Origin of the sequence: Variovorax gossypii (assembly GCF_003965815.1) — a bacterium.
In the GTDB taxonomy this organism is placed as follows: domain Bacteria; phylum Pseudomonadota; class Gammaproteobacteria; order Burkholderiales; family Burkholderiaceae_C; genus Variovorax; species Variovorax gossypii.
In genome coordinates this window covers 1267193-1291795 of the sequence record NZ_RXOE01000001.1, presented here as the reverse complement: position 1 = coordinate 1291795, position 24603 = coordinate 1267193, and the positions used below count along the sequence as shown (strand labels likewise).

General features: G+C 70.2%; 18 protein-coding genes and 1 riboswitch. Of the genes, 9 read left to right on the top strand and 9 right to left on the bottom strand.

What is annotated here, in order from left to right:
* Positions 1-12: 12 nt before the first annotated feature.
* Entirely contained in the window at positions 13-417 is a 405-nt protein-coding gene (locus EJP69_RS06060) for a hypothetical protein (protein WP_093201901.1), read from the bottom strand.
* 170 nt (positions 418-587) lie between these two features.
* Between EJP69_RS06060 and EJP69_RS06055 the strand changes: the two genes are divergently transcribed.
* The 9 genes from EJP69_RS06055 (at position 588) to EJP69_RS06015 (ending at position 13124) form a co-directional block, all read left to right on the top strand.
* Positions 588-809: a hypothetical protein gene (locus EJP69_RS06055; protein ID WP_093201899.1), complete on the top strand. Its 222-nt coding sequence runs from the start codon at positions 588-590 to the stop codon at positions 807-809.
* Positions 810-889: 80 nt separating this feature from the next.
* A riboswitch (cobalamin riboswitch) is annotated at positions 890-1184 on the top strand.
* A gap of 132 nt (positions 1185-1316) precedes the next feature.
* On the top strand, positions 1317-3524 hold the full coding sequence (locus EJP69_RS06050) for a TonB-dependent receptor (protein WP_126469038.1): 2208 nt from the start codon (positions 1317-1319) through the stop codon (positions 3522-3524).
* 23 nt (positions 3525-3547) lie between these two features.
* A complete protein-coding gene (locus EJP69_RS06045; protein ID WP_126469036.1) occupies positions 3548-5089 on the top strand; it encodes a PepSY domain-containing protein in 1542 nt (513 codons plus the stop codon).
* A gap of 73 nt (positions 5090-5162) precedes the next feature.
* On the top strand, positions 5163-5840 hold the full coding sequence (locus EJP69_RS06040; RefSeq protein ID WP_093201892.1) for an energy-coupling factor ABC transporter permease: 678 nt from the start codon (positions 5163-5165) through the stop codon (positions 5838-5840).
* Positions 5841-5975: 135 nt separating this feature from the next.
* Complete coding sequence (gene cobW / locus EJP69_RS06035; protein ID WP_093305049.1) at positions 5976-7040, top strand: cobalamin biosynthesis protein CobW; 1065 nt, start codon at positions 5976-5978, stop codon at positions 7038-7040.
* Positions 7041-7055: 15 nt separating this feature from the next.
* Entirely contained in the window at positions 7056-10865 is a 3810-nt protein-coding gene (gene cobN / locus EJP69_RS06030) for a cobaltochelatase subunit CobN (RefSeq protein ID WP_126469034.1), read from the top strand.
* The gene (locus EJP69_RS06025; protein WP_126469032.1) at positions 10862-11929 is read left to right on the top strand and encodes a magnesium chelatase ATPase subunit I; all 1068 of its coding nucleotides are present in this window, start codon (positions 10862-10864) and stop codon (positions 11927-11929) included. The genes cobN and EJP69_RS06025 overlap by 4 nt, the downstream gene beginning before the upstream one ends.
* A gap of 155 nt (positions 11930-12084) precedes the next feature.
* Positions 12085-12579 carry a vWA domain-containing protein gene (locus tag EJP69_RS06020; RefSeq protein ID WP_338067617.1) on the top strand — a complete coding sequence of 165 codons (495 nt, stop codon included), beginning with the start codon at positions 12085-12087 and terminating at the stop codon, positions 12577-12579.
* Between the two features lie 128 nt (positions 12580-12707).
* On the top strand, positions 12708-13124 hold the full coding sequence (locus EJP69_RS06015; RefSeq protein WP_093305042.1) for a RidA family protein: 417 nt from the start codon (positions 12708-12710) through the stop codon (positions 13122-13124).
* Here EJP69_RS06015 and EJP69_RS06010 read toward each other — a convergent pair.
* The 8 genes from EJP69_RS06010 to EJP69_RS05975 all read right to left on the bottom strand — a co-directional run bounded on the left by EJP69_RS06010 (position 13112) and on the right by EJP69_RS05975 (position 24587).
* Positions 13112-13639 carry an SET domain-containing protein gene (locus tag EJP69_RS06010; protein ID WP_126469029.1) on the bottom strand — a complete coding sequence of 176 codons (528 nt, stop codon included), beginning with the start codon at positions 13637-13639 and terminating at the stop codon, positions 13112-13114. The two genes, EJP69_RS06015 and EJP69_RS06010, sit on opposite strands and share 13 nt — an antisense overlap.
* 31 nt (positions 13640-13670) lie before the next feature.
* On the bottom strand, positions 13671-14612 hold the full coding sequence (locus EJP69_RS06005; protein WP_093201877.1) for an ABC transporter substrate-binding protein: 942 nt from the start codon (positions 14610-14612) through the stop codon (positions 13671-13673).
* Between the two features lie 22 nt (positions 14613-14634).
* Positions 14635-15489, bottom strand: a complete 855-nt coding sequence (locus tag EJP69_RS06000; protein ID WP_126469028.1) for a PA4780 family RIO1-like protein kinase — start codon at positions 15487-15489, stop codon at positions 14635-14637.
* Positions 15486-16400 carry a GNAT family N-acetyltransferase gene (locus EJP69_RS05995; RefSeq protein WP_240652044.1) on the bottom strand — a complete coding sequence of 305 codons (915 nt, stop codon included), beginning with the start codon at positions 16398-16400 and terminating at the stop codon, positions 15486-15488. Before EJP69_RS05995 ends, EJP69_RS06000 begins: the two co-directional genes overlap by 4 nt.
* A 490-nt stretch (positions 16401-16890) precedes the next feature.
* Complete coding sequence (locus EJP69_RS05990; protein WP_126469026.1) at positions 16891-17457, bottom strand: GNAT family N-acetyltransferase; 567 nt, start codon at positions 17455-17457, stop codon at positions 16891-16893.
* 6 nt (positions 17458-17463) lie between these two features.
* On the bottom strand, positions 17464-19413 hold the full coding sequence (locus EJP69_RS05985; RefSeq protein WP_126469024.1) for a reverse transcriptase family protein: 1950 nt from the start codon (positions 19411-19413) through the stop codon (positions 17464-17466).
* A gap of 285 nt (positions 19414-19698) precedes the next feature.
* Positions 19699-21408 carry an SWIM zinc finger family protein gene (locus EJP69_RS05980; protein WP_126469022.1) on the bottom strand — a complete coding sequence of 570 codons (1710 nt, stop codon included), beginning with the start codon at positions 21406-21408 and terminating at the stop codon, positions 19699-19701.
* Entirely contained in the window at positions 21405-24587 is a 3183-nt protein-coding gene (locus EJP69_RS05975; protein WP_126469021.1) for a hypothetical protein, read from the bottom strand. The genes EJP69_RS05980 and EJP69_RS05975 overlap by 4 nt, the downstream gene beginning before the upstream one ends.
* Positions 24588-24603: the final 16 nt, after the last annotated feature.

Sequence of the window (24603 nt, the reverse complement as noted above, 5' to 3'; positions counted from 1 at the left end):
CCCTTCAGGACTTCAGAGGTCCTCGATCACCAGCGTGCGGTAGCGCTGGGCGATGGAGTAGGGCACGGTTCGCACCAGCTCCATCAGCCGTTCGGCGGCCGCGCCGTCCTTCGTCCTGACGAGCAGGCCGGTATGGCCCTCTTTCGCCAGCTTGGCATAGGCGCGCACCGTGGCCGCGTCGGTGCCGGCGGAGGGCAGGGGGCTGTCGGCCGACCTCACGGTCGGGACGATCTCCGCGAGAACCGTCTCGGCTGGAAGCAGGTAGACCTCGTCGCCGCTCATGCCTTTTTCGATCAGGCGGTGGCCGATGCGGTCCGCATCCTCGGCGCTGGGGAACATCACCATCGAGTAGCCGGTCGGGTAGAAGGCGCCGCCGATGCTCGATCGCATGCCGGGTTCAAGAGTGAAGTGCTTCATGCTGCCTCCTGTTCTTGGTCGGTTCTTCTTGGAGTCTCGTGAGTCCCTGTTGATACAACATTAGGTCGCACCCGGGGCGTGCTCTGTAGGAGAACCCCGAAAGCTCTGTCAACCACGCCCGTGCATTTCCTGTTCATCCAGTAGTCAGGCAGCACATTCATCCTTGCACCATGCCCTCACCCAGAAACATCGCACTCACCGTCCACGAACTGGAGGCGGGCGAGTTCTACTGGGTGCTGATGGAGGCCGTGGACGACACGCCCGGCGAAACCTCCCACGTCTACGTGCCGCTCGAAGCCGCCCACGAGCCCTACGCCACCTATTCGAACGCCCTGGTGGCCGGCGTGGCCATGATGCGGCGGCTGTTCGGGCCCGACGGAAAGCCCGGCTGAAGCCCGCGGCGCGGCCCCTCTCGAGGGGGTGCTACCTATAATCCCGCCGTTCCGGTGCGGCAGTTTTCATTAACCGCGCCGGGCAACACGGTTCGAAGGTGCCCCGCACGCCATCTCATCCATGGCGACGGGGTTAAACGGGAAGCAGGTGCGCCGCGTCGTCGTTCTCTTGATCGATCGATGCGTCAATTCCTGCGCTGCCCCCGCAACGGTCAGCGGATCTGGAAACCCTCACGCACGTGCCATCTCGGTTGGCACGGGCAGCCACTGCGCTTCGGCGTGGGAAGGCGAGGATTTCCGTCGTGGCGTGCCTCCACATGAAGCACGCCGCGGCGCTCCGCAAGCCCGGATACCGGCCCTCGCAACCGCCTTCGGACGCTGCGGGAGTGCGTGTCCGGGCCTGCCGCATCCCTCGCCCCCGAGCCGCCGCAGTCCCTTCGCCTCTTCTTCCGCCGCGTCCTTCATCGGTCGGGAGCCTGCGGGGACGCAGGCCGGAGGAGAAGCTACATGGGTCATGCATCGCCGCGGCGCGATCGCAAGGGTGTGCCGCCACCGCGCAGGACACGCCTTTCGGGTCTTTCGGGCCTTTCGGGCATTTCATTGGGATTGGGGCTGGTTTTCGGGCCTTCGGTGGCCCTGGCGCAATCCCAGGACGAAACAGTCGTCGGCGGCGGCCAGAGCCTCAAGCCCATACAGGTGGAGGCCGACCGGCACGTGCCGCTGGCCATCGACGAGCCCACCCAGACCGGCAGCCGCCTCGGCCTCACGCCGCTGGAGACGCCGGCCAGCATCGAGGTGCTGACGGGCGACACCATCCGCGCGCGCGGCGACGTCTCGGTGGTCGATGCCGTCACCCGAGCCACCGGCATCACCGGCGCGCCGGGCCCGGGCAACGGCGGCACCGCGCTGGGGGCTCGCGGCTTCCTGGGCCACGGTTCGGTGATGCAGCTCTTCGACGGCACGCGCCTCTTCGCGGGTGCGGGCACCGTCACCTTCCCCTTCGACACCTGGTCTGCCGACCGCATCGAGGTGCTGCGCGGCGCGGCCTCGGTGATGTACGGCGAGGGCGCCATCGGCGGCGCGATCAACGTGGTGCCGAAGAAGCCCACGCGCGGCCCGATCCGCAATGAAGCGCTGGTCACGCTGGGCTCCGACGCCACGCGACAGGTGGCCTTCGGCAGCGGCGGGGCGATCGACGACAGGCTTTCGTACCGCTTCGACATCAGCCAGCGCAACACCGACGGCTTCATGCAGCGCGGCGAGGCCGAGAGCCTTGCCGTGAGCGCGGCCGTGCGGCTGGACGTATCCCCGCAGCTGCAGTTCACGCTCTCGCACGACGAGGGCCGGCAGTCGCCGCAGCGCTACTACGGCGTGCCGCTGATCGACGGCCGCCTGAGCAGCCAGACCCTGCGCCAGAACTACAACGTGGACGACGCCGAGATCAAGTACCGCGACAAGTGGACCCGCCTCGACGCCCAGTGGACGCCCAACGAATCCGTCACCGTGCGCAACCAGCTCTACCGGCTGGAGAGCAAGCGCCACTGGCGCAACAGCGAGACCTACACCTACAACGCCATCACCCGTCGCGTGACGCGCGGCGACTACCTGGAGATCGGCCACGACCAGGAGCAGATCGGCAACCGCACCGACGCCACCTTCAGGCACCGGCTGTTCGGCCTCGCCAACCAGGTGCTGGTGGGCTTCGACGCGAACCGCATCGACTTCACGCACACCAACGATTCGCCTTACGGCGGCCGCTCGGTGGTCGACCCCTTCGTCTTCAACCCGGGCTACTACGCCTCGCCCGTGGCCTACACGCCGCGCTACAAGACGAAGACCAGCACCTACGCCTTCTTCGCCGAGGACAAGCTGGCCTTCGACGAACAGTGGTCGGTGGTGGGCAGCCTGCGCTGGGACCACGCGAAGGTCGCGCGCACCGACTTGCAGAACGCCGCCAACAGCTTCGGCAAGACCTTCGAGTACGCCACCGGCCGTCTCGGCGTGGTCTACGCGCCGGACGCCTCGCAGTCGTTCTACGCGCAGATTGCGCGTGCGGCCGATCCGCTGGGCTCGCTGGTGACCACCTCGGCCTCGCAAGCGGCCTTCGACCTCAGCACCGGCAGGCAGGTCGAAGTCGGCTACAAGCGCCAGCTCGCGGACAACCGCGGCGCCTGGACCGTGGCCGCGTACAGCATCAAGAAGAACAAGCTGCTCTCGCGCGACGCCATCGACCCGACCGTCACCCAGCAGGTCGGCAGCCAGTCTTCGCAAGGCATCGAGGCCACGCTCGACCTGGCGCTCAGTTCCACGCTGCGGCTGGAGGCCAACGCCACCAAGCTGCGCGCGCGCTATGACGACTTCAACGAAGTCGCCAGCGGCAGGCTGGTTTCGCGCGCGGGCAACACGCCCACCGGCGTGCCCGAGGAGGCCGCGAACATCTGGCTCACCTGGCGCTTCCTGCCGCAGTGGGAGGCCGACGTCGGCGTGCGCTACGTCGGCCCGCGCCAGGTCGATGCGGCCAACTCGCGCAGGATCGGTTCGTACACCGTGGCCGACGCGGGCGTGAGCTGGCAGGCGAACCCGTCGCTCAAGCTCGCGCTGCGTGCCTACAACCTGGCCGACCGGCGCTACCCGGTGTCGTTCTCTAACGGCGGCAACCAGTGGCTGCTGGGGCGTCCGCGCTCCTTCGAGCTGTCGGCGCTGGTCAGCTTCTGAATGGCAGACAGGACCGGGAACGCATGACCTCCGCATGGCGCCGCGCCTGGCCGCGCATCCGGCACTGGCTCTACTGGACGCACCGGTGGCTGGGCATCGGCGGCTGCCTGCTGTTCGTCATGTGGTTCGTCTCAGGCGTGGTCATGATGTACGTGGGGTATCCCAACCTCACGGACCAGGAGCGGCTCGCGGGGCTCTCTCCGCTGCGTTTCGACCAGGCGGTGGTGCCGCCCGCGATCGCGCTCGATGCGCTGCCGAAGGATGCACGGTCGCGCCCGCCGCGTCGCATGGTGCTGGAGATGCAGGGCGGAGACGGTGCCAGCCCCGTCTGGCGCATCGTCGATGCGCGCGGTGGCCGGCACACCGTGTCGGCGCGCGACGGCCATGTGCCCGGCCCGGTCGATGCCGCGCAGGCCGAAGCCATCGCGCGCGCCTTCTCGGGTCACGCCGGCGCGCACTGGGCCGAGACGCTGGAGCGCGACCAGTGGACCGTGCCGCAGGGCCTGAACCCGCTGCGCCCGCTGCACCGCATCGAGGTCGGCGACGAGGCGGGCACCGAGCTCTACGTGTCGCAGGTCAACGGCGAGGTGGTGCGCGACACCACGCGCTCCGAACGCTTCTGGAACTGGCTGGGCTCGGTGCCGCACTGGATCTACTTCACGCCGCTGCGCGCCGATCCGCCGCTGTGGCACGACGTGGTGGTGTGGCTGTCGGCCGCCTGCATCGTCTCGGCGGTGACGGGCATCGTCATCGGCATCCTGCGGGTGCGGCTGCGCCGCAGGTTCCGCAACGGTGCGGTCACGCCGTACTCGGGTTGGATGGCCTGGCACCACATCGCGGGGCTGGTCGGCGGCTTCTTCGTGCTGACGTGGATCGTCAGCGGCTGGCTGTCGATGAACCCCAACGGCTGGTTCCAGCGCGGGGCGGGCGACGCGGCGGCGATGGCGGGCTACACGGGTGTCGGCAAGTCGCCGTTCCCGTGGCCGCTGGCTTCGCTGCCGGCGGGCGAGGGCGAGGCTGCCGCGCGCGAGGCCGTGCTGCTGTGGTTCGACGGCAGGCCGCTGCTGCAGCTGCGCGATGCGAAAGCGCGGGTGCGCGTGGTCGATGCAGTCACCGGCGAGCCGGCCGTCATCGCGAAGGACGACATCTTGCGCGCCGCGGCCCGCCTGCGGCCCGGATACGCCATCACCGGGGCCACGCTGCAGACCCGTGAAGACTTCCACTGGTACGGCCACCACCGCGAGCGCATCGTGCCCGTATGGCGCGTGCAGTTCGACGACCCGGCGCGCAGCTGGATCTACATCGACCCGGCCAGCGGCCAGGTCGCGGGCAGCAGCGACGGCAACTCGCGCCTGCGCCGCTGGCTCTTCAATGCGGCGCACAGCCTCGACTTCCCCTGGCTCATCCAGTACAGGCCGGCCTGGGATCTCGTGATGTGGCTGCTTTCCATCGTCGGCGCCGTGGCTTCGGCCAGCGGCGTCGTGATCGGCTGGCGACGGTTGCGGCGAAAGCCCCGGCCGGCGACGGCCATGCAGGGAGCGCAGCGCGCGCTCCAGCGTCCATGACGGGGGCTTGCGTGCGCCAGCCCATCCACCAACAATCAACTTTCGCACCACGGTGCATTTCAGGAGGTGCTCGATGCACATCGAACCAGGTCTAGTCGACGGATCCAAGATATTCCTCAGCTACGCGACGGCGGCAGCCGCTCTTGCCTACACGGGCAAGGTCGCGTTCCAGACTCTCGTGAAGGACGGCCCCGCCGCCCTGTTGCTGCGCTCGGCCATCGCCATCGCGCTGGTGTTCTGCTTCTTCGAGGTGTTCCCGCACCACCCCGTGGGCGTGTCTGAAGTGCACCTGATCCTCGGCACCACGCTGCTGCTGGTGTTCGGGCTGGCGCCCGCCGCCATCGGCCTTGCGGGCGGCCTGCTGATCCAGGGCCTGTTCTTCGAGCCGCAGGACATTCCGCAGTACGGCATGAACGTCACGACCCTGCTGGTGCCGCTGTTCGCGACTTCCGCACTGGCCCGCCGGATCATTCCCGAGAAGCTGGCCTACGTGGACATCGGCTACCAGCAGGCCTTCAAGCTGTCGGTGGCCTACCAGGGCGGCATCGTGGTGTGGGTCGGTTTCTGGGCGCTGTACGGGCGCGGCACCGGCATCGAGAACATGAGCCAGATCGCCAGCTTCGGCGCTGCCTACATGACCGTCGTGCTCGTCGAGCCGCTGGTCGACCTGGGCGTGCTGGCAGCGGCCAAGGCCTGGCGCCGGCTGCAGGGCTCCGTCTTCGTCGAGCGCCGCCTGTACGGCGGCGTCTGATCGCCTTCTGTCGTCGATTCCCCGGCTTTGCGCCGGGGAGGCCATTCATCACCATCAGTGGCGCCGGAATCATCCGGCGCCACTTTCGCCTTGCCGGCTGCGCGCCGCCCGCAGGCGCCTGAAAGAATCCACCCCATGACCTCAAGCAACGCCAAGATCCCCGTCACCATCGTCACGGGCTTCCTCGGCAGCGGCAAGACCACGCTGCTGCGCCACATCCTCGGCAACGCCGAAGGCCGCCGCATCGCGGTGATCGTCAACGAGTTCGGCGAGCTGGGCATCGACGGAGAAATCCTGCGTGGCTGCGGCATCGGCTGCGACGACGAAGGCAACGAGCGCGAAGGCGCGCTCTACGAACTGGCCAACGGCTGCGTCTGCTGCACCGTGCAGGAAGAGTTCCTGCCCGTGATGCTGCAGCTGGCCGAGCGGCGCGGCGAACTCGACGCGGTGCTCATCGAGACCTCGGGCCTCGCGCTGCCGAAGCCGCTGGTGCAGGCCTTCCAGTGGCCGGACATCGCCAACATCTTCACCGTCGACTCGGTCGTCACCGTGGTCGACGGCCCGGCCGCCGCCTCGGGCCAGTTCGCCGAGAACCCCGAGGCCGTGGACGAAGCCCGCCGCGCCGACCCCAACCTCGACCACGAATCGCCGCTGCACGAGCTGTTCGAAGACCAGCTCTCCGCCGCCGACCTTGTGGTGCTCAACAAGACCGACCTGATGGACGACGCCGCGCGCGCCAAGGTCGAGGCGCTGGTGCGCGAAGAGCTGCCGCCCGAGGTGAAGATCGTCGCCGCCAGCGAAGGCAAGCTGCCGCTCGCGCTGCTGCTGGGCCAGGGCCGCGCGGCCGAGGCCACCATCCACCTGCGCGAGAGCCACCACGACCACGAGGAAGACCACGACCACGACGAGTTCGACTCGCTCGTGATCGAGCTGCCGCCCGTGGACCGCGACGGCCTGCTCGCCGTGCTCGGCAAGCTGGTCGAGCAGCACACCATCTACCGCGTGAAGGGCTTCGTCGCCGTTCCGGGCAAGCCGATGCGCCTGCTGGTGCAGGGCGTGGGCCGCCGCTTCGACCACCATTTCGACCGCCGCTGGCGCGACGGCGAGGCGCAGCGCACGCGGCTCGTGTTCATCGGCGAAGACCTCGACGAGGCGGCGCTGCGCAAGGCGCTCGACGAGGTGAGCGCGGTCGCCGCCTGACGCTGCCTTGATCGCATGCACCTGCTGAGCACCCAGCCCGGACGCTTCGTCGAGGACGACAGCGTCGTCACCCGTCTCGACCAGACGCCGGGCGACATCGTGGTGCTCAGCTCGGCCGACACCACGCTCGCGCTGCTCGCCGCCGCGCGCACCGCGCTGGCGGCCACCGACCCCGGCTATCCGTCGCTGCGGCTGGCGAACCTGATGCACCTGCGCCAGCCGGCCTCGCTCGACCTGTATGTCGACGAGGTGCTGCAGCATGCGCGCGTGGTGGTGGTCGATCACCTGGGCGCCGAATCGGCCTGGGCCTACGGGCTGCAGCAGCTCGAGAGGCTGGCGAAGCGCAAGGGCCAGCAACTCGCGATGTTCTCCGGCGACCTGCAGGAGGACGAAGACCTGCTCGCGCGCGGCACGGCGCCGCGCGCAGTGAGCCGCCAGCTCTGGCAGTACATGCGCAGCGGCGGGGCCGGCAATGCGATGCAGTTCCTGCGCGCGGTGGCCTTTCACGGACTCGGCCATGGCGAGGCACCGCTGCCGCCGCGCAGCCTGCCGCAGGTGGCGCTGCATGTGCCGCGCGGCATGGACGCGGCGCACACCGTGGCCGGCATCGACGACCTGCGCGCCGGCTGGCATGCGGGCGCGCCGGTGGTGGCGCTGGTGTTCTATCGCTCGCACCTGCTGTCGGGCAACACGGCGGCTTTCGATGCGCTCGCGGCGGCGCTGAGCGGGCAGGGGCTGAATCCGTTGCCGGTCGCGCTCGATTCGTTGAAGGACCCGCTGTGCCTGTCCACGCTGCGCGAGCTGTGCGCGGAGCACGACGTGCAGCTCGTGCTCAACACCACGGCCTTCGCGGCGCTGGGGCAAGGCGGGCAGGGTGAGGATGTGGAACTGGCCGGCGACGCGCCCGTGCTGCAGGTGATCGTGAGCGGCGGCAACCGCGAGGACTGGCTGGCCGACAGCCAGGGCCTGCGCCCGCGCGACATCGCCATGCAGATCGCGCTGCCCGAGATGGACGGCCGCATCGTCACGCGGGCCGTGAGCTTCAAGGGCCTGTCGCACCGCTGCGAACTCACGCAGACCGAGGTGGTCAGCTACCAGCCCGAGCCCGACCGCATCGCCTTCGTGGCCGAGCTGGCGCGGCGCTGGTGCCGTCTGCGCAGCCTGCGCGCCGGCGAGAAACGCATCGCGCTGATCCTCGCCAACTACCCGGGCAGCGAAGGCCGCATCGGCAGCGGCGTGGGGCTGGACACGCCGGCTTCGGTGATGGCGATCCTGCATGCGATGGCGGCCGAAGGCTACGCGCTGGGCGAGCCCGGCTCGCTGCCGGCCGACGGCGATGCGCTGATGCGCAGGCTGCAGGAAGGCATCGCGAACGACCCCGCGCAATGGGCCGTGCGGCCCGCGTGGCAGAGCTTCGGGCTGGCCGAGTACCGCGCGTGCCTGGCGAAGCTGCCCGAGGGCATGGCGGCGGCCATCGACGAACGCTGGGGCACGCCCGAGCAAGACCCGATGCTGCGCAACGGCCGTTTCATGATCGCCGGCCTGCGGCTGGGCCGCGTGTTCGTCGGCATCCAGCCCGCGCGCGCTCTCGGCACATTGGGCGCAGCCGACTACGCGAGCTACCACGACGCCGAGCTGGTGCCGCCGCACAGCTACCTGGCCTTCTATTTCTGGCTGCGCGAAGCCTTCGCCATCGACGCCGTGGTGCACGTGGGCAAGCACGGCAACCTCGAATGGCTGCCGGGCAAGAGCATCGCGCTGTCGCAGGCCTGCTGGCCCGATGCCATCCTCGGGGCACTGCCCAACGTGTATCCGTTCATCGTCAACGACCCGGGCGAGGGCGCGCAGGCCAAGCGTCGTACGCAGGCGGTCATCGTCGACCACCTGATGCCGCCGCTCACGCGCGCCGAGAACCACGGCCCGATGCAGGACCTTGAGCGGCAGGTCGACGAGTACTACGACGCGCTGCTGGTCGACGCGCGCCGCGCGAAGGTGCTGCGCGCGCAGATCCTCGCGGCGGTGCGCGCGCAGCACCTGGTCGAGGAGCTGGGCATGCCGGGCGAGGAAGACGACGCAGTGCTCGCGCGCGTGGACGCCTACCTCTGCGAGCTGAAGGAAACGCAGATCCGCGACGGGCTGCATGTGTTCGGCGCGTCGCCGCAGGGGCGGTTGCGGCGCGACACGCTGCTGGCGCTGGCGCGCTACCCGGCCGCCGATGGCGCGGGAGCGAACGCCGGACTGCTCGGCGCGCTGTCGCAGGACCTGCTGCCGGACGACGGCTTCGATCCGCTCGACATCGACGCCGCCACGCCATGGCAGGGCGCACGCCCCGCGCTGCTGCAGTCGGTGAGCACCGATGCATGGCGGCACCACGGCGACACACGCGAGCGGTTGGAGCTGCTCGCGCAGCGGCTGATGGAAGAGGGCGCATGCCCGCCGGAGCTGCCGCGCGCCGCCGTCGTGATGGCGCGCATCGACCGCAGCCTCGCGCCCGCGCTCGATGCCTGCGGCGCGCAGGAGCTGCTGCAGCTTTGCCGCGCCCTGCAGGGCCGCTTCGTGCCACCGGGCCCGAGCGGCTCTCCCTCGCGCGGCAGGCCCGACGTGCTGCCGACCGGCCGCAATTTCTACGCGGTCGACACCCGCGCGATCCCGACGCCCACGGCCTGGATGCTCGGCCTCAAGTCGGCCGCGCAGCTGGTGGAGCGGCACATGCAGGAGCATGGCGACTATCCGGCGGCCCTGGGCCTGTCGGTCTGGGGAACCGCCACCATGCGCACCGGCGGCGACGACCTGGCGCAGGCCTTCGCTCTCATCGGCGTGCGGCCGAAGTGGGCGCCGGGCAGCCAGCGGGTGGTCGATTTCGAGGTGCTGCCCACGGTCGGGCTCGGCCGTCCGCGCATCGACGTCACGCTGCGCATCTCGGGCTTCTTCCGCGACGCGTTTCCCAATGCCGTGCAGATGTTCGACGCGGCGGTGCAGGCCGTTGCCGCGCAGGAAGACGAGGACGAGGAGCGCAACCCGATCCGCGCACGCATCCTCCGCGAAGCTGCCGCACTGGAAGCGCAGGGCGTGGCACCCGAGGCCGCCCGCACCCAGGCCGGCTGGCGCGTGTTCGGCTCGGCGCCCGGCAGCTACGGCTCGGGTCTGCAGCCGCTCTTCGACCGCGGCGACTGGCAGACCGACGACGACCTGTCGCGGGCCTATGTCGGCGGCAGCGCCCACGCCTACGGCCAGGGCAGCGACGGCGTGCCTGCCGCCGGGGCGCTGGTTCGCCGCCTGCGCGCGATGAACGTCGTGATGCAGAACCAGGACAGCCGCGAGCACGACCTGCTCGACTCGAACGACTACTACCAGTTCCAGGGTGGCATGGCCGCCGCCGTGCGCCACCTGAGCGGCCGGCAGCCGGCCATGTACCACGGCGACCACGGCAACCCGCAGGCGCCGCGCGTGCGCACGCTGAAGGAGGAGATCGGCCGCGTCATCCGCTCGCGCGTGGTGAACCCGAAATGGATCGACGGCGTGAAGCGCCACGGCTACAAGGGCGCCTTCGAGATGGCCGCGACGGTCGACTACCTGTTCGGCTTCGACGCCACCGCTCGCGTGGTCGGCGACCACCAGTACGCGATGGTGGCCGAGGCCTACGTGCTCGACGAAGCCACCCGCGATTTCGTGAACGAACACAACCCGCGCGCGCTGACCGACATGCTCAACCGCCTGCTCGAAGCCATGCAGCGCGGCCTGTGGCAGTCGCCCGGCGACTACCGCGCCCAGCTGGAGAACCTGCTGCTCGACCACGAGCAGCGGATGGAAGGAATCCCCCGATGACCACAGCCGCCCCGATGCCGGTGCCTTTTCCCTTTGCCGCGATCGCGGGCCAGCCGCATCTGCGCCAGGCCCTGCTGCTCGCTGCCGTCGACCCGGGCCTGGGCGGCGTGCTGATCGAAGGGCCGCGCGGCACCGCCAAGACAACGGCGGCGCGCGCGCTCGCCGAGCTGCTGCCCGGCGCGCCCTTCGTCACGCTGCCGCTGGGCGCGAGCCTCGAAAGCCTGGTCGGCACGCTGGACCTCGCAAAGGCCCTGGCCGGCCACGAGCTCGCCTTTGCGCCCGGCCTGCTGGCGCGCGCGCATGGCGGCGTGCTGTACGTGGACGAGATCAACCTGCTGCCCGACGCGCTGATCGACTCGCTGCTCGATGCCGCAGCCAGCGGCGTCAACGTGGTGGAGCGCGACGGCATCTCGCACCGGCATGCCGCGCGCTTCGTGCTGGTGGGCACGATGAACCCGGAAGAGGGCACGCTGCGTCCGCAGCTGCTCGACCGCTTCGGCCTGTGCGTGCAGCTGCGCAACATCGACGACCCCGCCGGGCGGCAGGCCATCGTGCGCGCCCGGCTGGCTTTCGACGCCGATCCGCAGGGCTTTCGCGCGAAGCATGCGCAGGAAGAGGCCGCGCTGGCTGCCTCGCTGGCGCGCGCGCGGGCCCTCGTGGCCGATACGTCGGCGCTGCCCTACGGCGATGCGGTGCACGAGGCGGTAGGCGCACTGTGCATTGCCGCCGGCGTGGACGGATTGCGCGCCGACCTCGTGATGCTGCGCTCGGCCCGGGCGCTCGCCGCGTGGGAAGGCGCCGACGAGATCACGGCCGATCACGTGCGGCGCGTGGCTGAAGCGGTGCTGCTGCACCGTCGCAAGCCCGAAGCCGAGGCTGCAGCGCCGTCTCCGGCACCCCTCGCCACAAGGCCCGATGCCACGGCGAACGGGCAGCGCGGCACGAACGGCACGGGCGACGAGGACTGGGGCGCCATGCCCCCCGAGCCCGTCGGCATCGAGCGCGTGAAACCGCTGCGCCCGCTGATCGCCCCGGCGCAGGCCGTCGCCCCAAAAAAAGCCTGAGCCTCCGGGACGCCGCACCCGCTGGCGCGCGCCAGGGTGACCGGAGGCAGGGCTCGCACAGGGACGCATGGCACGGCCCCGCCACGCAGGGCGGAGCCTTCGATTGGCCGCGCACCTTCGCGGCGCGCGGTGCCGACCGGCTTCGCACCCAGCATCTGCGCCATCGCCCGCAGGAAGCACGCAGCGGCGCGCTGCACTGCTTCCTGCTCGACTGCTCGGCCTCGATGCGCAACGACGGCAATCTCGCGCGTGCCAAGGGCCTGCTGCTCGCGCTGATGCATGAGGCCTACCAGCGCCGCGACCATGTCGCGCTGCTGTGCTTTGCCGGCGACACGGTCGAACTGCGCCTGCCGCCGCGCCGCGCCAGTGCGTGGAACGACGACTGGATCGCGCCGATCGCGGCAGGCGGCGGCACGCCGCTCGCGCTGGGGGTGCGGCGTGCCGACCAGCTGCTGGCGAAGAGCGAGACCAGGCAACGCTGGCTGTGGCTGCTGACGGACGGGCGCAGCAGCGTGCACCCCGCGCGGCCCGCGTCCGCCGACGTGGCCTGCGTGGTCGACTTCGAGGCGGCACGGTTGCCGCTGCATCGCGCGAGGCAGCTCGCCGAGGATTGGGACGCGCGCTATCTGCCGGCCGCCGGCACGGCGTGAATCACAAGAGCGGCCGGCGTGCCTGGCCACCGGCGTATCGGCTTGCGTCCGGAGGGGCCATCTTCCGCGCGGCGCCATGAGCGGCGCTGGTCCTTCGATACTGCCGCCGTTCAACGAGAGGATCAGTCATGCCGGCATCGAGGCGCGTAGTGCGCGAGGGACCATTCCGAAAAATCATTGCCGACGGCGTGCAGGTCGGCGACACCATCTATCTCTCTGGCCAGGTGAGCGTGGACGGCGAGGGCCGCACCATCGGCGCGGGCGACATCGCGGCGCAGGTGAAGCAGGCCTATGCCAACGTCCGCACGGTGCTCGAATCCTTCGGCGCGACCATGGCGGACGTCGTGGACGAGACCGTCTTCGTGACCGACATCGACGGCTTTCTGGGCAGGGGCGACGAACTGTTCGGGCTGCGCGCCGAAATGTTCGGCGGCGATCCTCAGATCTCCCAGACGCTGGTGCAGGTCGCGAGGCTCGGCAGCGCGGACTGGCTGCTCGAGATCAAGTGCATCGCCAGGGTGGCTGACGCCGCTCAGGCGGGCTGATCGGCCGGAGCTTCCTGGAGAAGAGGAAGAGGCGCTTCCTGCGGAGGCGCTTCGTCGGGCGGCGCCAGCATCGTTCCCCTGCAGTTGGGCGAGCCGCAGTGGCAGGGGTATTTCGACGGCGGCGAGCCGTCGTCCGCCGTGAGCGAGTAGTCGATGAACAGCTCGTCGCCCGCGTCCACCGCCATCAGCGTCTGGAACTTGAGCACCAGCTCGCCGCCCTCGTCGTATTCCTCCACGGCCTCGCAGTTCGGCTCGCACGAGTGATTGAGGTGGCGCGTGGCGTTGCCGCCCTTCGCGCCGTCGATGGTCTCGTTGTTCGACAGGGTGAACAGGTAGGTGAGCTGGTCGTCCCAGACCTTGGTGGCGATCTCGGCCTTGGTGTAGCGGCGGCCTTCGTAGAGGCCGAGGAAGGCTTCGGCCGGCAGGTCGCGCGTGGCGAAGGCGCCGAGGCCGTGCACGCCGCTGGGGCCGACGCGCACGAAGGGGGTGGACGAGGTTCGCTTGTGATGCTTCATCGGGGGGAGGGAAACGAAAAGGACTGTCGGTTCAGGGCTTCGGGTCGCCCAGGGAATTCAGGCAGCCCACGATCGCGTCGGCTGCTTCGTCGAGCCTCGGGCCGGGCCGCATCATCAGGTCGAAGCGCGCCGAGGCGAAGCTGCACACCCGTCCGCGCTGGATGGCCGACATGGCCGACCAGCCGGGCCGCGAGGCCATGGCGGAGATTTCGCCGAGGGCCGACACCATCAGCACGTCGGGGTTGGCTCGCACCACGAATTCGGGGCTCATCTTGGGAAAGGGGCCGAGCGTGCCGGGCACGGCGTTGCCGAGCCCGAGGCGGGCCAGCGTCTCGCCGATGAAGGAGCTTTCGCTGGCCGCGGCCATGCCGCCATGCACCTCGAAATACACGCGCCGGCCTCGCCAGCCGGCCGGAACGCGGGCACGGGCCGCGTCCAGCCCGGCGTCGAGCTTGCGCCAGTAGGCCTCGCCCGCGCCGGGGCGGCCGGTGGCGCGGGCCACGGTTTCCATCACGCGGCGCATGTCGGCATGGGTCTTGGCGTCGAGCGCCAGCACCTTCAGGCCAAGGCGCTCCAGCGGTTCGGCGGCGCGGCTGCGCGGGCGCAGCAGTACCAGGTCGGGCTTGAGCGCGACGATGCGCTCGACGTTCGCGTCGTCGATGCCGCCCACCTGCGGCAGCCCCTTCACCGACACCGGCCAGTTGGCATGGCGATCGATGCCCACCAGCCGGTCGCAGGCGTCGAGGGCGCAGACGGTTTCGGTCAGCGATGGCATCAGCGACACGATGCGCCTTGCAGGCGCCTGCAGTTCGACGGTGGTGCCGCGGTCGTCCTCCAGCCGGATGCCGGCGGCGTGGGCCGCCGGGCCGAAGCCCAGGGCCACGAAGGCTGCGGCCTTTGCGATGCGCCGCGCGGCGGCGGTGGCGGGGAAGAGCGGGCGCGGGGCGCGGGGCGGCGGGGCAGTGGCGGTCATCGGGGCGGGCATCCAGGGCCCGCTATTGTCGCGGCGTCCGCACGCGCAGCCGGCGCGCCGTCGCTTCTTCCATGCGGGCGTCGTTCACCTCGCGCAACACCTCGCGCAGGTCGACCGGGCGGGTGTCGGGCTCGAACCTGCCGGTCAGCTCGGTTTCCGGGCGCAGCATGCCGCGCTCGTAGAGGTGCCAGATCTCCTCGCCGTAGCGCGTGCGCAGCAACGCCGGCGCGAACCGGCCGAAGAAGTCGCGCAGGTTCCCGACGTCGCGCAGCAGCATGCGCTGCGCATGGTTGTTGCCAGCGGCGTCCACGGCCTGGGGCAGGTCGATGACGACCGGGCCGTCTTCGGCCAGCAGCACGTTGAACTCCGAGAGGTCGCCGTGCACGATACCGGCGCAGAGCATGCGCACCACTTCCCGCAGCAGGCCGGCGTGGTGGCGCAGCGCCTCCTGCGGCGAGAAGTCCACGTCGGACAGGCGCGGGGCGGCGTCGCCGTCCGCATCGGTCACCAGGTCCATCAGCAGCACGCCTTCGAAGAAGTCGTGCGGGGCGGGCACCCGAACGCCCGCGGCGGCCAGACGGTAGAGGGCATCGACCTCGGCGCTCTGCCAGATGGCCTCGGTCACCTTTCGACCGAAGCGCGTGCCCTTGGCCATGGCGCGCGCCTCGCGCGAGTTCTTGACGCGCCGGTTCTCGGTGTAGTCGACGGCCTGGCGGAAGCCTCGCTTGTCGGCCTCCTTGTAGACCTTGGCGCAGCGCGTCTCGTCGCCACAGCGCACGACGTAGACCATGGCTTCCTTGCCGCTCATGAGCTGGCGCACCACGGCGTCGACGAGGCCTTCGTCGATCAGCGGCTGGAGTCGCTGCGGGGCCTTCATGGGCGCACCTCCCGGTCGGAGAGGTAGGACCTCAGGTTTTCGGTGCCGAGCTGGTAGTACCCGTCGTGCCTGTACGCCTTGTAGCCGAGCCGGTGGTTGATGGACAGCATGGGCGCGTTGACCTCGGCGTTGTGGGTGTAGGCCATCGTCACTTCGGGGTGGCGCTCGCGCACGAGCTGCAGCATCGCGGCCTTCACGGCCTTGGCCAGGCCCTTGCCGCGCCAGCGGCGGTCGACGGCCGTGAGCCGCTGGTGCATGCGGTCGGGGAAGTGCCGGTTCCACGCGGCGTCGCATACCGCGACCACTTCGTCGCCGTCGAGCAGCAGCACGAGGAAGTGGTCGCCGCCGCGCCGGTCCATGTCGGCGTACCAGGGCGGGAAGTCTTCCAGGTCGTAGCGCAGCGGCGGGCGCTCGAGCAACGTCGTGGGCGCATCGTTCAGCAGCGCGGACAGCGGCGCCATCAGCGTTGCCAGCCGCTCCAGCGGCACGCGCCCCGCATGCATCTCGGCGCGAAGACCGTGGCCGGGCCCGAAGCCTTCGGCGCGCCAGCCTGCGAGCTCATGCCAGTCGAGATCCGCGAAGTACATGCGGTTCTCGACGCTGCGATGCCGATGAGGGGCACCGACGGCCTGCATGAAGGCGTGGCCCTCTGGCAGGTGGGTCTTGATGGTCGCGACGGACTTGCCTCGCGCTTCCATCAGCTCGAGCAGCGCGCGAAGCAGGGCGCTCGCGACGCCCTGGCGCCGGTGCGGGCGCAGCACGCCGCCCCAGGCTTCGACGAAAGGCGCGAAGGCCTCGTGTCCGGACGTGCCTTCGCGACGGAAGCTCGCGCTCAGGCTGCCGATGAATTCGCCGCTCGCGCCGACGGCCAGCACGCGATGGAACTCGTACAGCGGGTTCGACTGCTGCACGTTGTGCCGGGTATCGGCATCGGGAGCGACGGGGTCACCGGGAAAGTCTTCCTCGGTGCGCAGTCGCCAGTAGGCGAGAAAGTTGGCCCAGTCGGCTTCGCTCGCGCGCTGGGATCGAACACTGTTGTTGTCACGGTATGCCGCGCGTTAGCGGCACGGTTTTCAAGCATGGTTGCTGCCTTGATTCGACAAATGAACGGGGCACCGCGGGCACGGGCGTGCCTGCGGCGGCGTCTTGATTGAATCGGGGCGGTTCGGGGGCGCTGCGGCCGGAGAAGATGGCCGCTGGGCTGACCGGCCAGGCGGTCGGTGCTTGCTGCTGTTGAACGATCAGTTCAGATGAGGCCCGACGAACCGCACGATGGTGGGGGCATGAATTACGGCGTTTTCCATCTCGTACCTCCTGTTCCTGCGTGGTTGTCGAAGCGGTGAATGTAGCGGGCTTGCCGCGTGCTGTGAAGTGCCGCGTTGTTTGCGCGCGTGCAGCGCATCAACGCAGGGTGCGAGGGCGGTCGATGCGATAGACGAAGTGAGCCGTGCCGTGGACCGGGTTGTCGGGCGTGAGCGGCCCTTCGGCCACGCGAATGAATCCCACACGCTCCAGCACGCGAAAGGAAGCCGTGTTGGCCGCCGACACCGGCACCACGATGCACGGCGCTGCAGGGTAGTCGCGCCAGGTGGCGTCGACGAGCGTGCGGATCATCGCCGCGCCAAGGCCTCGGCGCAGCAGGTCGGGCTCTGCGACGAAGTAGTCGATGCTCAGCGCCTCGCCCGGCGCTTCGACGAGCGGCGCGAGCTCCTCGATGTAGCCGGGGTTGTCCTCGAAGGTGTAGCGCTGCACCAGGCCGAAGTCGCGGCCCTCGATGGAGGCGATGTAGATCTCGGCCGTGTCGCTTCCGTCCACCGACGGCCCGAAGTCGCGTTCGAGTGCTTCCGGCGTTGTCTCGTGGTTCCACCAGCGGGCCACGTGCGGCTCGGCGAGCCAACGCCCGAGCATCGCGAAGTCGGCGCGCGAGAGCCGGCGCAATGCGATCGGTGCGTCGGCTGCCGCGGGCATGGGACCTCAGTTCTTCATGCTGTGGACGAGGGAAGCCAGCGCCGACGAAATGAAGATTGCGACGATGAAGCGCAGCCAGCCGGACTTGCGCTGCACGAAGTTGCCGATGGCGACGCCGCCCGTCAGCAGCCAGATCAGCGGGCTGCTTCCCGAGAGGAAGACGCTGACGACGTACAGGGCCTGAAGCATCATGCTGGCGATCCAGCCGATCTGCGAGAGGGCGCCCAGTGCCTGTTTCGCAGTCTGCTGGGTGGTTTCCCCGGCCGCGGGTTGCGCCGGTGCGGGTGCGCGCGCCGTTGCTTGCGCCAGGCCGGTCCTGGCCGGTTGCGGACGCGCCGCTTCGCGCTGCGCCTTCTTTTCTTCCGCGATCTGCTCGGCGGTCTTCTCGAGCACCGGTGCGGGCGCCTGGGCCGGCTGCCACCATTCGGGCCACGGAGCCTTGCCGGCGGCGGACTGCTTGCGGAATTCGCCCTCGGCGAGCTTGCGCGGCGAGGGCGTGCTGGTCGTCGTCGTCGAGGCGCGGCTGCCCTCATGCTTCGCTGCCAGCGCGCGAACGCGCTGCAGGTACGGCTCGCCACGCGCCGCGTCGGTCATCGCGATGAAGTTCGCATAGCCGCGCAGCGCGCCGATCACGTCGCTGTTGCCGTTCCATTGCAGCCCCTGCGGGCCGCTGCGTTCGGCCTGGTGCAACACGGCGCGGAAGCGCCGCAGCGTGTCGCGGTCGACGGAGAGCTTGTCGTTGACCACGATGCCCGTCACGTGCTGCTGCCGGTGCTTGCGCATCACCTGCTGCTTGTCGGGGTGCACCGTGAGGCCTTCGCTGGCCACGATCTGCTTCACGCGCCACAGCAGCCTGGCCGTGTCGCGGCTGTGCTCGGGGCCGGCCGAGAAGGTCAGGTCGTCGGCATAGCGGGTGTAGCGGAAACCCAGCTTCGCGGCGCTCGCTGCCAGCCGCGCGTCGAGGCGGCGGCACAGCAGGTTGGTCAGCATCGGGCTGGTGGGGGCGCCCTGCGGCAGCACGCGTTCGCCGCGCGCGACGAAATAGCGGTTGCCGTCCAGCTGCACTTCGTCCGTCGGCGCCTCGGTGCACACCAGCGCCAGCAGGCTCGCCACCTGCGGCGAGTAGCCGAGCTGGCGGAACACGCCGCGCACGCGACGCATGCCGATGGAGGGAAAGAAGTCCTTCAGGTCGAGGTTGATCACCACGTCGCGGCCCACGTGCGGCGCGGCATTGGTGAGGATCGATCGGCCCGGCAGGAAGCCGTGCGCCGCCTCGTGCACCGGCATCTTCGCGAGGATGTTGTCGAGCACCCAGTACTGCGCGCGCTTCAGGCGCGGCATCGGCGCGGAGATGTGACGCTCGCCGCCGCTCTTCTTGGGCATGGTGAAGCGCTGGTAGTGGCTCACGCTCGACACTTCGCGGTGCCATGCCAGGAAGCGCAGTTCGCCCAGGCCGATGCCCATGGCCTGCGCGAGATCGCCCGCGTGGTCGAGCGCGGGCAGGGCATTGCGCGCCAGCGCCTGGCTGTCGCTGTGCGCGTCGTTGAGTCCGCCCGACACGCCGTCGCCCACGTACAGCAGCTCGCGCTGGCGCCGCTCGTGCCATGCGACGGCGCGTGCATGGCGGCCCTGCGCGAGGCGCTGACGGGTTTCCTCGCGACGCTCGCGGGCCCGGGCCATGCGCTCCTTGCGCATGGTCTTCAGGGCCCTGTCGCGATCCTCGATGCCGCGCAGCTCGTCGCCGAGCTTCGTGAGCGCCGTCTGCAACTCGCCTTCGCGGCGGATCAGCTGTTCCTCGACCGTCGGGCGCGCCGCGTCCTGAGGCCAGAAGCCCAGGCGCTGCATTTCCTCGAGGACGACTTCCTGCTTGGAGCTCTTGCGGATGCGCTCGTACAGCTCCTCGCGGGTGAGCGCCGAGTCGGGAATGGAGGATGAAGAGGAGGCGGGAGACTGCATGGTCGTGGCGCTGCGCCACCGGCCGATGCACTGCTTGAAGAGAAAGATTGCGAACGAAGCGGGAATCTCGTCGAAGAGCCTCGGGACTGGAGGGCTCCACTCGACGCCGGATGGCCATGGTGACGCCGATGAGCTTCGAGGAAGCCGCACTGTTGTCGCGTCACCATGGCCATCCGGCACAGTGAAGAGACGTCCAGTGACGCTTGGGAAGTGCTGTATGCGAGGGCGGCGATACGCCGACCGGATTGCAAGAGCCTTCCCGCTCCGTTCGCAAAAAGCAGTGTATCAGCCGATGTGGGCGGTGGTCCTTTCCTGATCTGTCGTCTTTGTTGTCTTTTCCGTCATGGCCGTTACTGCCGGTGCGGCCGAGAGGCGCAGCGCGAGCATGTGCTCGCACGGGCCCTTGGTCATGCGGTGGCGCACGAAGTGGCTGCACTGGCATTCGCCCGAGGCCACGCGCTGGTCGGCGTCGAGCTGCAGGCTCGTGAAGTACTCGCGCTGGCCGGCCGAGCCCTTGCACTTGCCGCTGAGCGAGACGCCGCCGTCGGAGCGCGCCTGCGTCTTCACGTTCGTGATGCGGCGTGCGCGCACCAGCTCGGCGGCGGCTTCTTCCTCGGGGCTGGCGTAGCGCAGCTTGTCCATCGGCAGCGGTTCGCGGCTCAGCTCGCGCAGCCGCCACACGCCGTGCGCGATGTCGTACACCACGCGGCCGGCCTGCACGTAGCCGCCGAGCGCGGCATCGACGGTGAGCGTCGAGAGACCCGTGGCTGCCGCGAGCTCGTCGGTGGTGGCGCGCCAGCGTTCGCCCAGTGCCGCGAATACGCGCAGCAGGCTGTCCTGGTCGACCGTCTGGCGCGGCTGCAGCAGCTCGAAGTGGCCGTTGCGCGACCAGTCGTTGGCGGTCCAGCCCGAAAGGCCGAGCGTGAATTCCATGTCGGGCAACTGAGCCACCCAGAAGCTGGGCATGCCGGTGCCCAGCAGGTGCACCGTGAAGCCCTGGGCCACCGGCACGAGGCGCTCGAGCTGCAGCAGGCGTCGTCGGCCCCACACGCGGATGTCGGTGTCGGAGACGGCGCTGTGCGTGGAGCGCGGGCACACCATCTCGTGCCCCCAGGGCTCGAACAGGATGCGCACCGGCTGCCCCGGCCGCAGTATGAAGCGCAGCGAGCGCGGACCCGCGCGCTCCTTGCGCCGGCGCAGCACCAGGCAGATGTTGTGGATGTCCATCGGATGCAGCTGCAGCCGCTGCGCGGGCAGCAGCATCGCGCTGCTGACCTGCAGGAAGCCGCGCACCCAGCTGTCGGGCACGTCGATCTTCGGCTCGTGGAAGGCCGGGTCGTTGTCGCTCTGCACCTGGAAGCCGCCGGGGTCGATGGTCAGCCGCGTGGTCTTGTAGTTGCGGATCTTCTGGAACTCGTCGTACAGCGACTCGGAGTAGTCGACGTTGGTGGTGCCGAAGGCGTGGTCGCTCACCCGGTCGAAGATGTCGTGGCTGCACGAGAACATGCCGTAGCTCGACTCGTCCTGGCTGAAGCACTCGAAGAAAACGCGGTCGGGGTGCACCGTGATCACCGGGTCGAGCACGAACCAGGCTTCGCGGTTGACCTTGTAGATGTGGTCGAAGTAGCGCTGCTGCGCGCTCATGAAGGGCTGCATCACCGCGCGCTTGCTCTTGCGCAGTTCGGTCAGCTCCTTGCTGATCGGCTCCATCTGCGCCTTGATCGCATCGCTGCGCGCCATGAACTGCGCAAGCAGCTCGCCTTCCTGCCCGGCCAGCCATTCGAGGTACGCGCTCTTGTCGCGCGGCTTGAAGCGCAGGTCGCCCACCACCACGTCGTGCAGCGCGGACATGCCTTCGCGAAACGGCAGGTGGCGGTTGATGTCGGCGACGAAGTGCACCGGCGCGCGCAGCGTGTCGGGCGCGAACTGCAGGGCGGTGCTGTTGGCGGTGTGCTGCGCGCCCGAATGGCCGAAATAGCGGTACTGGAATCTCATGCGACGGGCCCTCGCGAGGGGGCGACGGAGGGAGGGGCGCGGCGCGGCGCGATGCTGCGCACCGGTGCGGTCTGCAACGGGTTTTCCAGGTCGGGGAAGAGAGCCTGGATGCTGCGCAGCCCGGCCACGTACTGGGCCCGCTCGGCGATGGCGCCGGTGACGGCCTGCCGCGCGAACACGCGCGCCACGATGCGCGCGATGTCTTCCGAGTGCGCCGCCTGGGCAGCCAGGAACTCCATGACGCGCGCCTTGGCCAGCCGGCCCCGGTTGGCCTGCGACAGCACGCTCAGGAAGTAGGGCTCCAGGCGTGCGAGCACGTCCGCATTGCGGCTCGCGGCCGATGCCAGCCAGTTGGTGACGAAGAGCTGCATGCCCGCCGACGGGTGCTGGCTGAGCTGCAGCATGTAGGTGGTGACGTCGGTCACGTCGAAATGCGTGGTGAGCAGCTCGCGGCCCAGTCGCTGTGCGCCCGCGTCCTTGTGGTCGCACAGGCGGACCAGCAGCGCGGGCGTCCACTGGCTGGCGCCGCTCTGGGCGCCGAACCACTGGCGGGCCCAGTCGCGCGCGTCGTCCCAGCGGCTGTCGAAGATGCGCAGCGCATCGCCGAGGTTCGAGAGCGTGCGCCCGGGGTTCGAGGCCAGCTGGTCCATGGCCCAGCTGCGCGCGGCGGCGGTGTCGACGAGGCCGAGGCTGGCGGTCTGCAGCACGTCGAAGCCCTGTGCGTCCTGTTGCGGCAGCAGCCACGCACCCAGGCGCTGCGCACCCTTGCTGCGTGCCTCGAGCAGGCGAAGCGTGACGGCAGGATCGCCGCGGCGGGTGTGCTCGGCCAGCGGGCCGCACAGCCATTGCAGCAGCGAGTCGAACACGCCTTCGGCCGCTTCGGAGCGGAACAGCTCGTCGCGCAGCAGCGGCATCAGCGCCGCGGCGAATTCGGGGTGAGCGGGAATCAGCTGTGCCAGGCGCGGCGCGACGGCGGTGCGCACGGCCGGCATCGGGCTGCTGCAGAAGGCCGCGAACAGCTCGGGCTGGATGACCAGCGTGGCATCGGGCAGGGAGGTGAAGAGCCGCACGCCCGCGCCGCGCAGGCGCTCGTCGTCCGACTGCAGCAGGCGCGTGAGCACACTCACCGGCAGGCCCTGGACCGAGGCCGGATGCAGCAGCAGCCACTCGGCGGCCGTGCGCACCACGTCCGGACTCGCGTGATCGAAGAGCGCGAGCAGCCTGTTCAGCGGCGCCTTCGCGGCCGCCGTGCGCAGCAGACCCTGCAGCGCCCATTGCACGTTCTCGCAGATGGCGTCGAGCGCCGGCTGCGTGGCGTCGCAGGCGGACAGCCATGCGAGCAGTTCGGTGCCCAGCGCATCGAGCGTCGAAAGATTCGGGGCGGCGGCCTGCAGCAGCAGGCGCGAGGCGCGGCGCACTTCGACATCGGCCGAGGTCAGCAGCATCAGCAGCAGGTCGACCTGCTGGCTGTAGAGGCCCGGATCCTGTCCGATGTATTCGAGCGCGAGCGTGCGCGCCTCGGCCAGCGGCGAGCCCAGCATCGCGGGCAGCCAGGGCAGGGCGGGCTCGCCCGCCGTGATGCGCTGGCGCGCGATGGCGAGCGCGAAGCGCGCGGTGTCGTCCCAGGTGCTGGCCAGCAGGCGCCACACCGCGGGCGGCTCGAGGGCATCCCAGAAGGGCTTGTTGTCCTGCAGCGCGCGCGCTGCGAAGGCGTGCACGACAGCGCAGCGGCCCTGCTGCATCAACTGCAACAGTGCTTGCGGATGTCGGTCCCAGCGCTCGGGCCAGGCTTCGGTGCGGTTCAGCCGCTGCGCGGGCAGCGGCGTGCTGCGGCGCCACTGCAGGCCTCCACGCTGGGCCTCCCATTCGGAGTCGTGGCGATGCAGCAGCTGCATCAGCACCAGCCAGCGGCTGTAGGGGCCGGTGTGCCAGCTGCGGGGCTCGGGCGTCCAGCGCGATTCGCGCTGCTGGCCGGCGGTGCCGGCTTCGCTGTCGTCGGCGGCGAGCAGCACGCCCATGGCGAGCCGCAGCCAGTCTGGTTCGTCGGCCGTGCCGGCCAGCGCCAGCCGGCGCAGGTTGCGCCACGTGCGGCGGCGCAGGTAGTCGCGCGTGCGCTGGCTGTAGGCGAGGCGGCTGTCGGGCCGCACGATTTCCTTCGCGATCTCAACGTAGCGGCCGTTGACCTGTGCCCAGCGTCCGCCGGTGCGGAAGGCCGCGCGCTGCGTTTCGAGGCGCTGGTGCAGCACGCCGAGCAGGGCGTAGTCGCCCGAGAACTCTGCGCCCTTGTAGAGCCGGCGCCACGCGCGGAAGCTGCCGGCCGCGAGCTGCAGCGTCGGCGCGATCTCCAGCAGCGCGGCATGCGCGAGCCCGTCGCCCGCGGGGCCTTCGAGCAGCGCGAGGTCGAAGAGTTGCTCGACCCAGGCCGCGTACTTCATTCCGTTCCAGAGCGCGGGGTCGGCCAGGTGCTGCCGCAGCATCGGCATGGCCTGCCCGGCGGGCGCTTCGCCCATGGCGGCCCAGGCGCGGCGAAGCGGGGCGGGCCAGTCGTCGACGATGCGTGCCGCTTCGGCCGCGCGCTGTTCGGCGGGCCAGAGGGCGAGCGCGGCCCAGCGCGCGGCGCGGGTGACCACGGGCGTGCGGCCACGCCGGGAGAGTTCGCGCATCGCCTCGAAGGCGCCGCCGTCGCCGCAGCGGCCGATGGCCCAGGCGATGCAGTAGTCGAGCATCGGCTCGCCGGTTTCGATGTGGTCGACGAGCTGCGGCACCGCGGCCGCCAGCCGGCGTTCGCCGATGCGCCACACCACGCGGCTGCGGCGCACCGGGGGCAGCAGCCTCCATGCGTCGGGGCGGATGCTGGCGAGCAGGACGGCGTCGCCGGGGTGGGAGAGGGCGGCGGCCACGGGGGGCGCGGCAGGAGCGACGGCGGAGCCCTCGGGCACATAGCCCTGCGCGATTTGCGCCGCCACGGCGCGCTCGAAGGCGGCGGTGGCTGCTTCGAGCGGCAGCGGCGACGGGGTATGGACCGTCTCCTTCCACTGCAGCCCGTCGCGGCTGGTGCTCACGTGCACCACGTGGCCGGCGGCTTCCGGCAGGGCGAACAGTTCCACGGTGCTGAAGCCGGCGGCGCCTGCCACGCCGGGCTTCGAGCGGATGAATTTTTCTGAGCGAATGCGCTTCACGCGGAGGCCTCCCCTG

Excerpts from the sequence above, each read along its gene's own strand:
- EJP69_RS06000 (WP_126469028.1), bottom strand. The coding sequence starts at position 15,489 with ATGAAGGCCCCGCAGCGACTCCAGCCGCTGATCGACGAAGGCCTCGTC.
- EJP69_RS06010 (WP_126469029.1), bottom strand. The coding sequence starts at position 13,639 with ATGAAGCATCACAAGCGAACCTCGTCCACCCCCTTCGTGCGCGTCGGC.
- EJP69_RS06005 (WP_093201877.1), bottom strand. The coding sequence starts at position 14,612 with ATGACCGCCACTGCCCCGCCGCCCCGCGCCCCGCGCCCGCTCTTCCCC.
- cobW (WP_093305049.1), top strand. The coding sequence starts at position 5,976 with ATGACCTCAAGCAACGCCAAGATCCCCGTCACCATCGTCACGGGCTTC.
- EJP69_RS06050 (WP_126469038.1), top strand. The coding sequence starts at position 1,317 with ATGGGTCATGCATCGCCGCGGCGCGATCGCAAGGGTGTGCCGCCACCG.
- EJP69_RS05985 (WP_126469024.1), bottom strand. The coding sequence starts at position 19,413 with ATGCAGTCTCCCGCCTCCTCTTCATCCTCCATTCCCGACTCGGCGCTC.
- EJP69_RS05990 (WP_126469026.1), bottom strand. The coding sequence starts at position 17,457 with ATGCCCGCGGCAGCCGACGCACCGATCGCATTGCGCCGGCTCTCGCGC.
- EJP69_RS06025 (WP_126469032.1), top strand. The coding sequence starts at position 10,862 with ATGACCACAGCCGCCCCGATGCCGGTGCCTTTTCCCTTTGCCGCGATC.
- EJP69_RS05980 (WP_126469022.1), bottom strand. The coding sequence starts at position 21,408 with ATGAGATTCCAGTACCGCTATTTCGGCCATTCGGGCGCGCAGCACACC.
- EJP69_RS06040 (WP_093201892.1), top strand. The coding sequence starts at position 5,163 with ATGCACATCGAACCAGGTCTAGTCGACGGATCCAAGATATTCCTCAGC.
- EJP69_RS06015 (WP_093305042.1), top strand. The coding sequence starts at position 12,708 with ATGCCGGCATCGAGGCGCGTAGTGCGCGAGGGACCATTCCGAAAAATC.
- EJP69_RS06060 (WP_093201901.1), bottom strand. The coding sequence starts at position 417 with ATGAAGCACTTCACTCTTGAACCCGGCATGCGATCGAGCATCGGCGGC.
- EJP69_RS06045 (WP_126469036.1), top strand. The coding sequence starts at position 3,548 with ATGACCTCCGCATGGCGCCGCGCCTGGCCGCGCATCCGGCACTGGCTC.
- cobN (WP_126469034.1), top strand. The coding sequence starts at position 7,056 with ATGCACCTGCTGAGCACCCAGCCCGGACGCTTCGTCGAGGACGACAGC.
- EJP69_RS06055 (WP_093201899.1), top strand. The coding sequence starts at position 588 with ATGCCCTCACCCAGAAACATCGCACTCACCGTCCACGAACTGGAGGCG.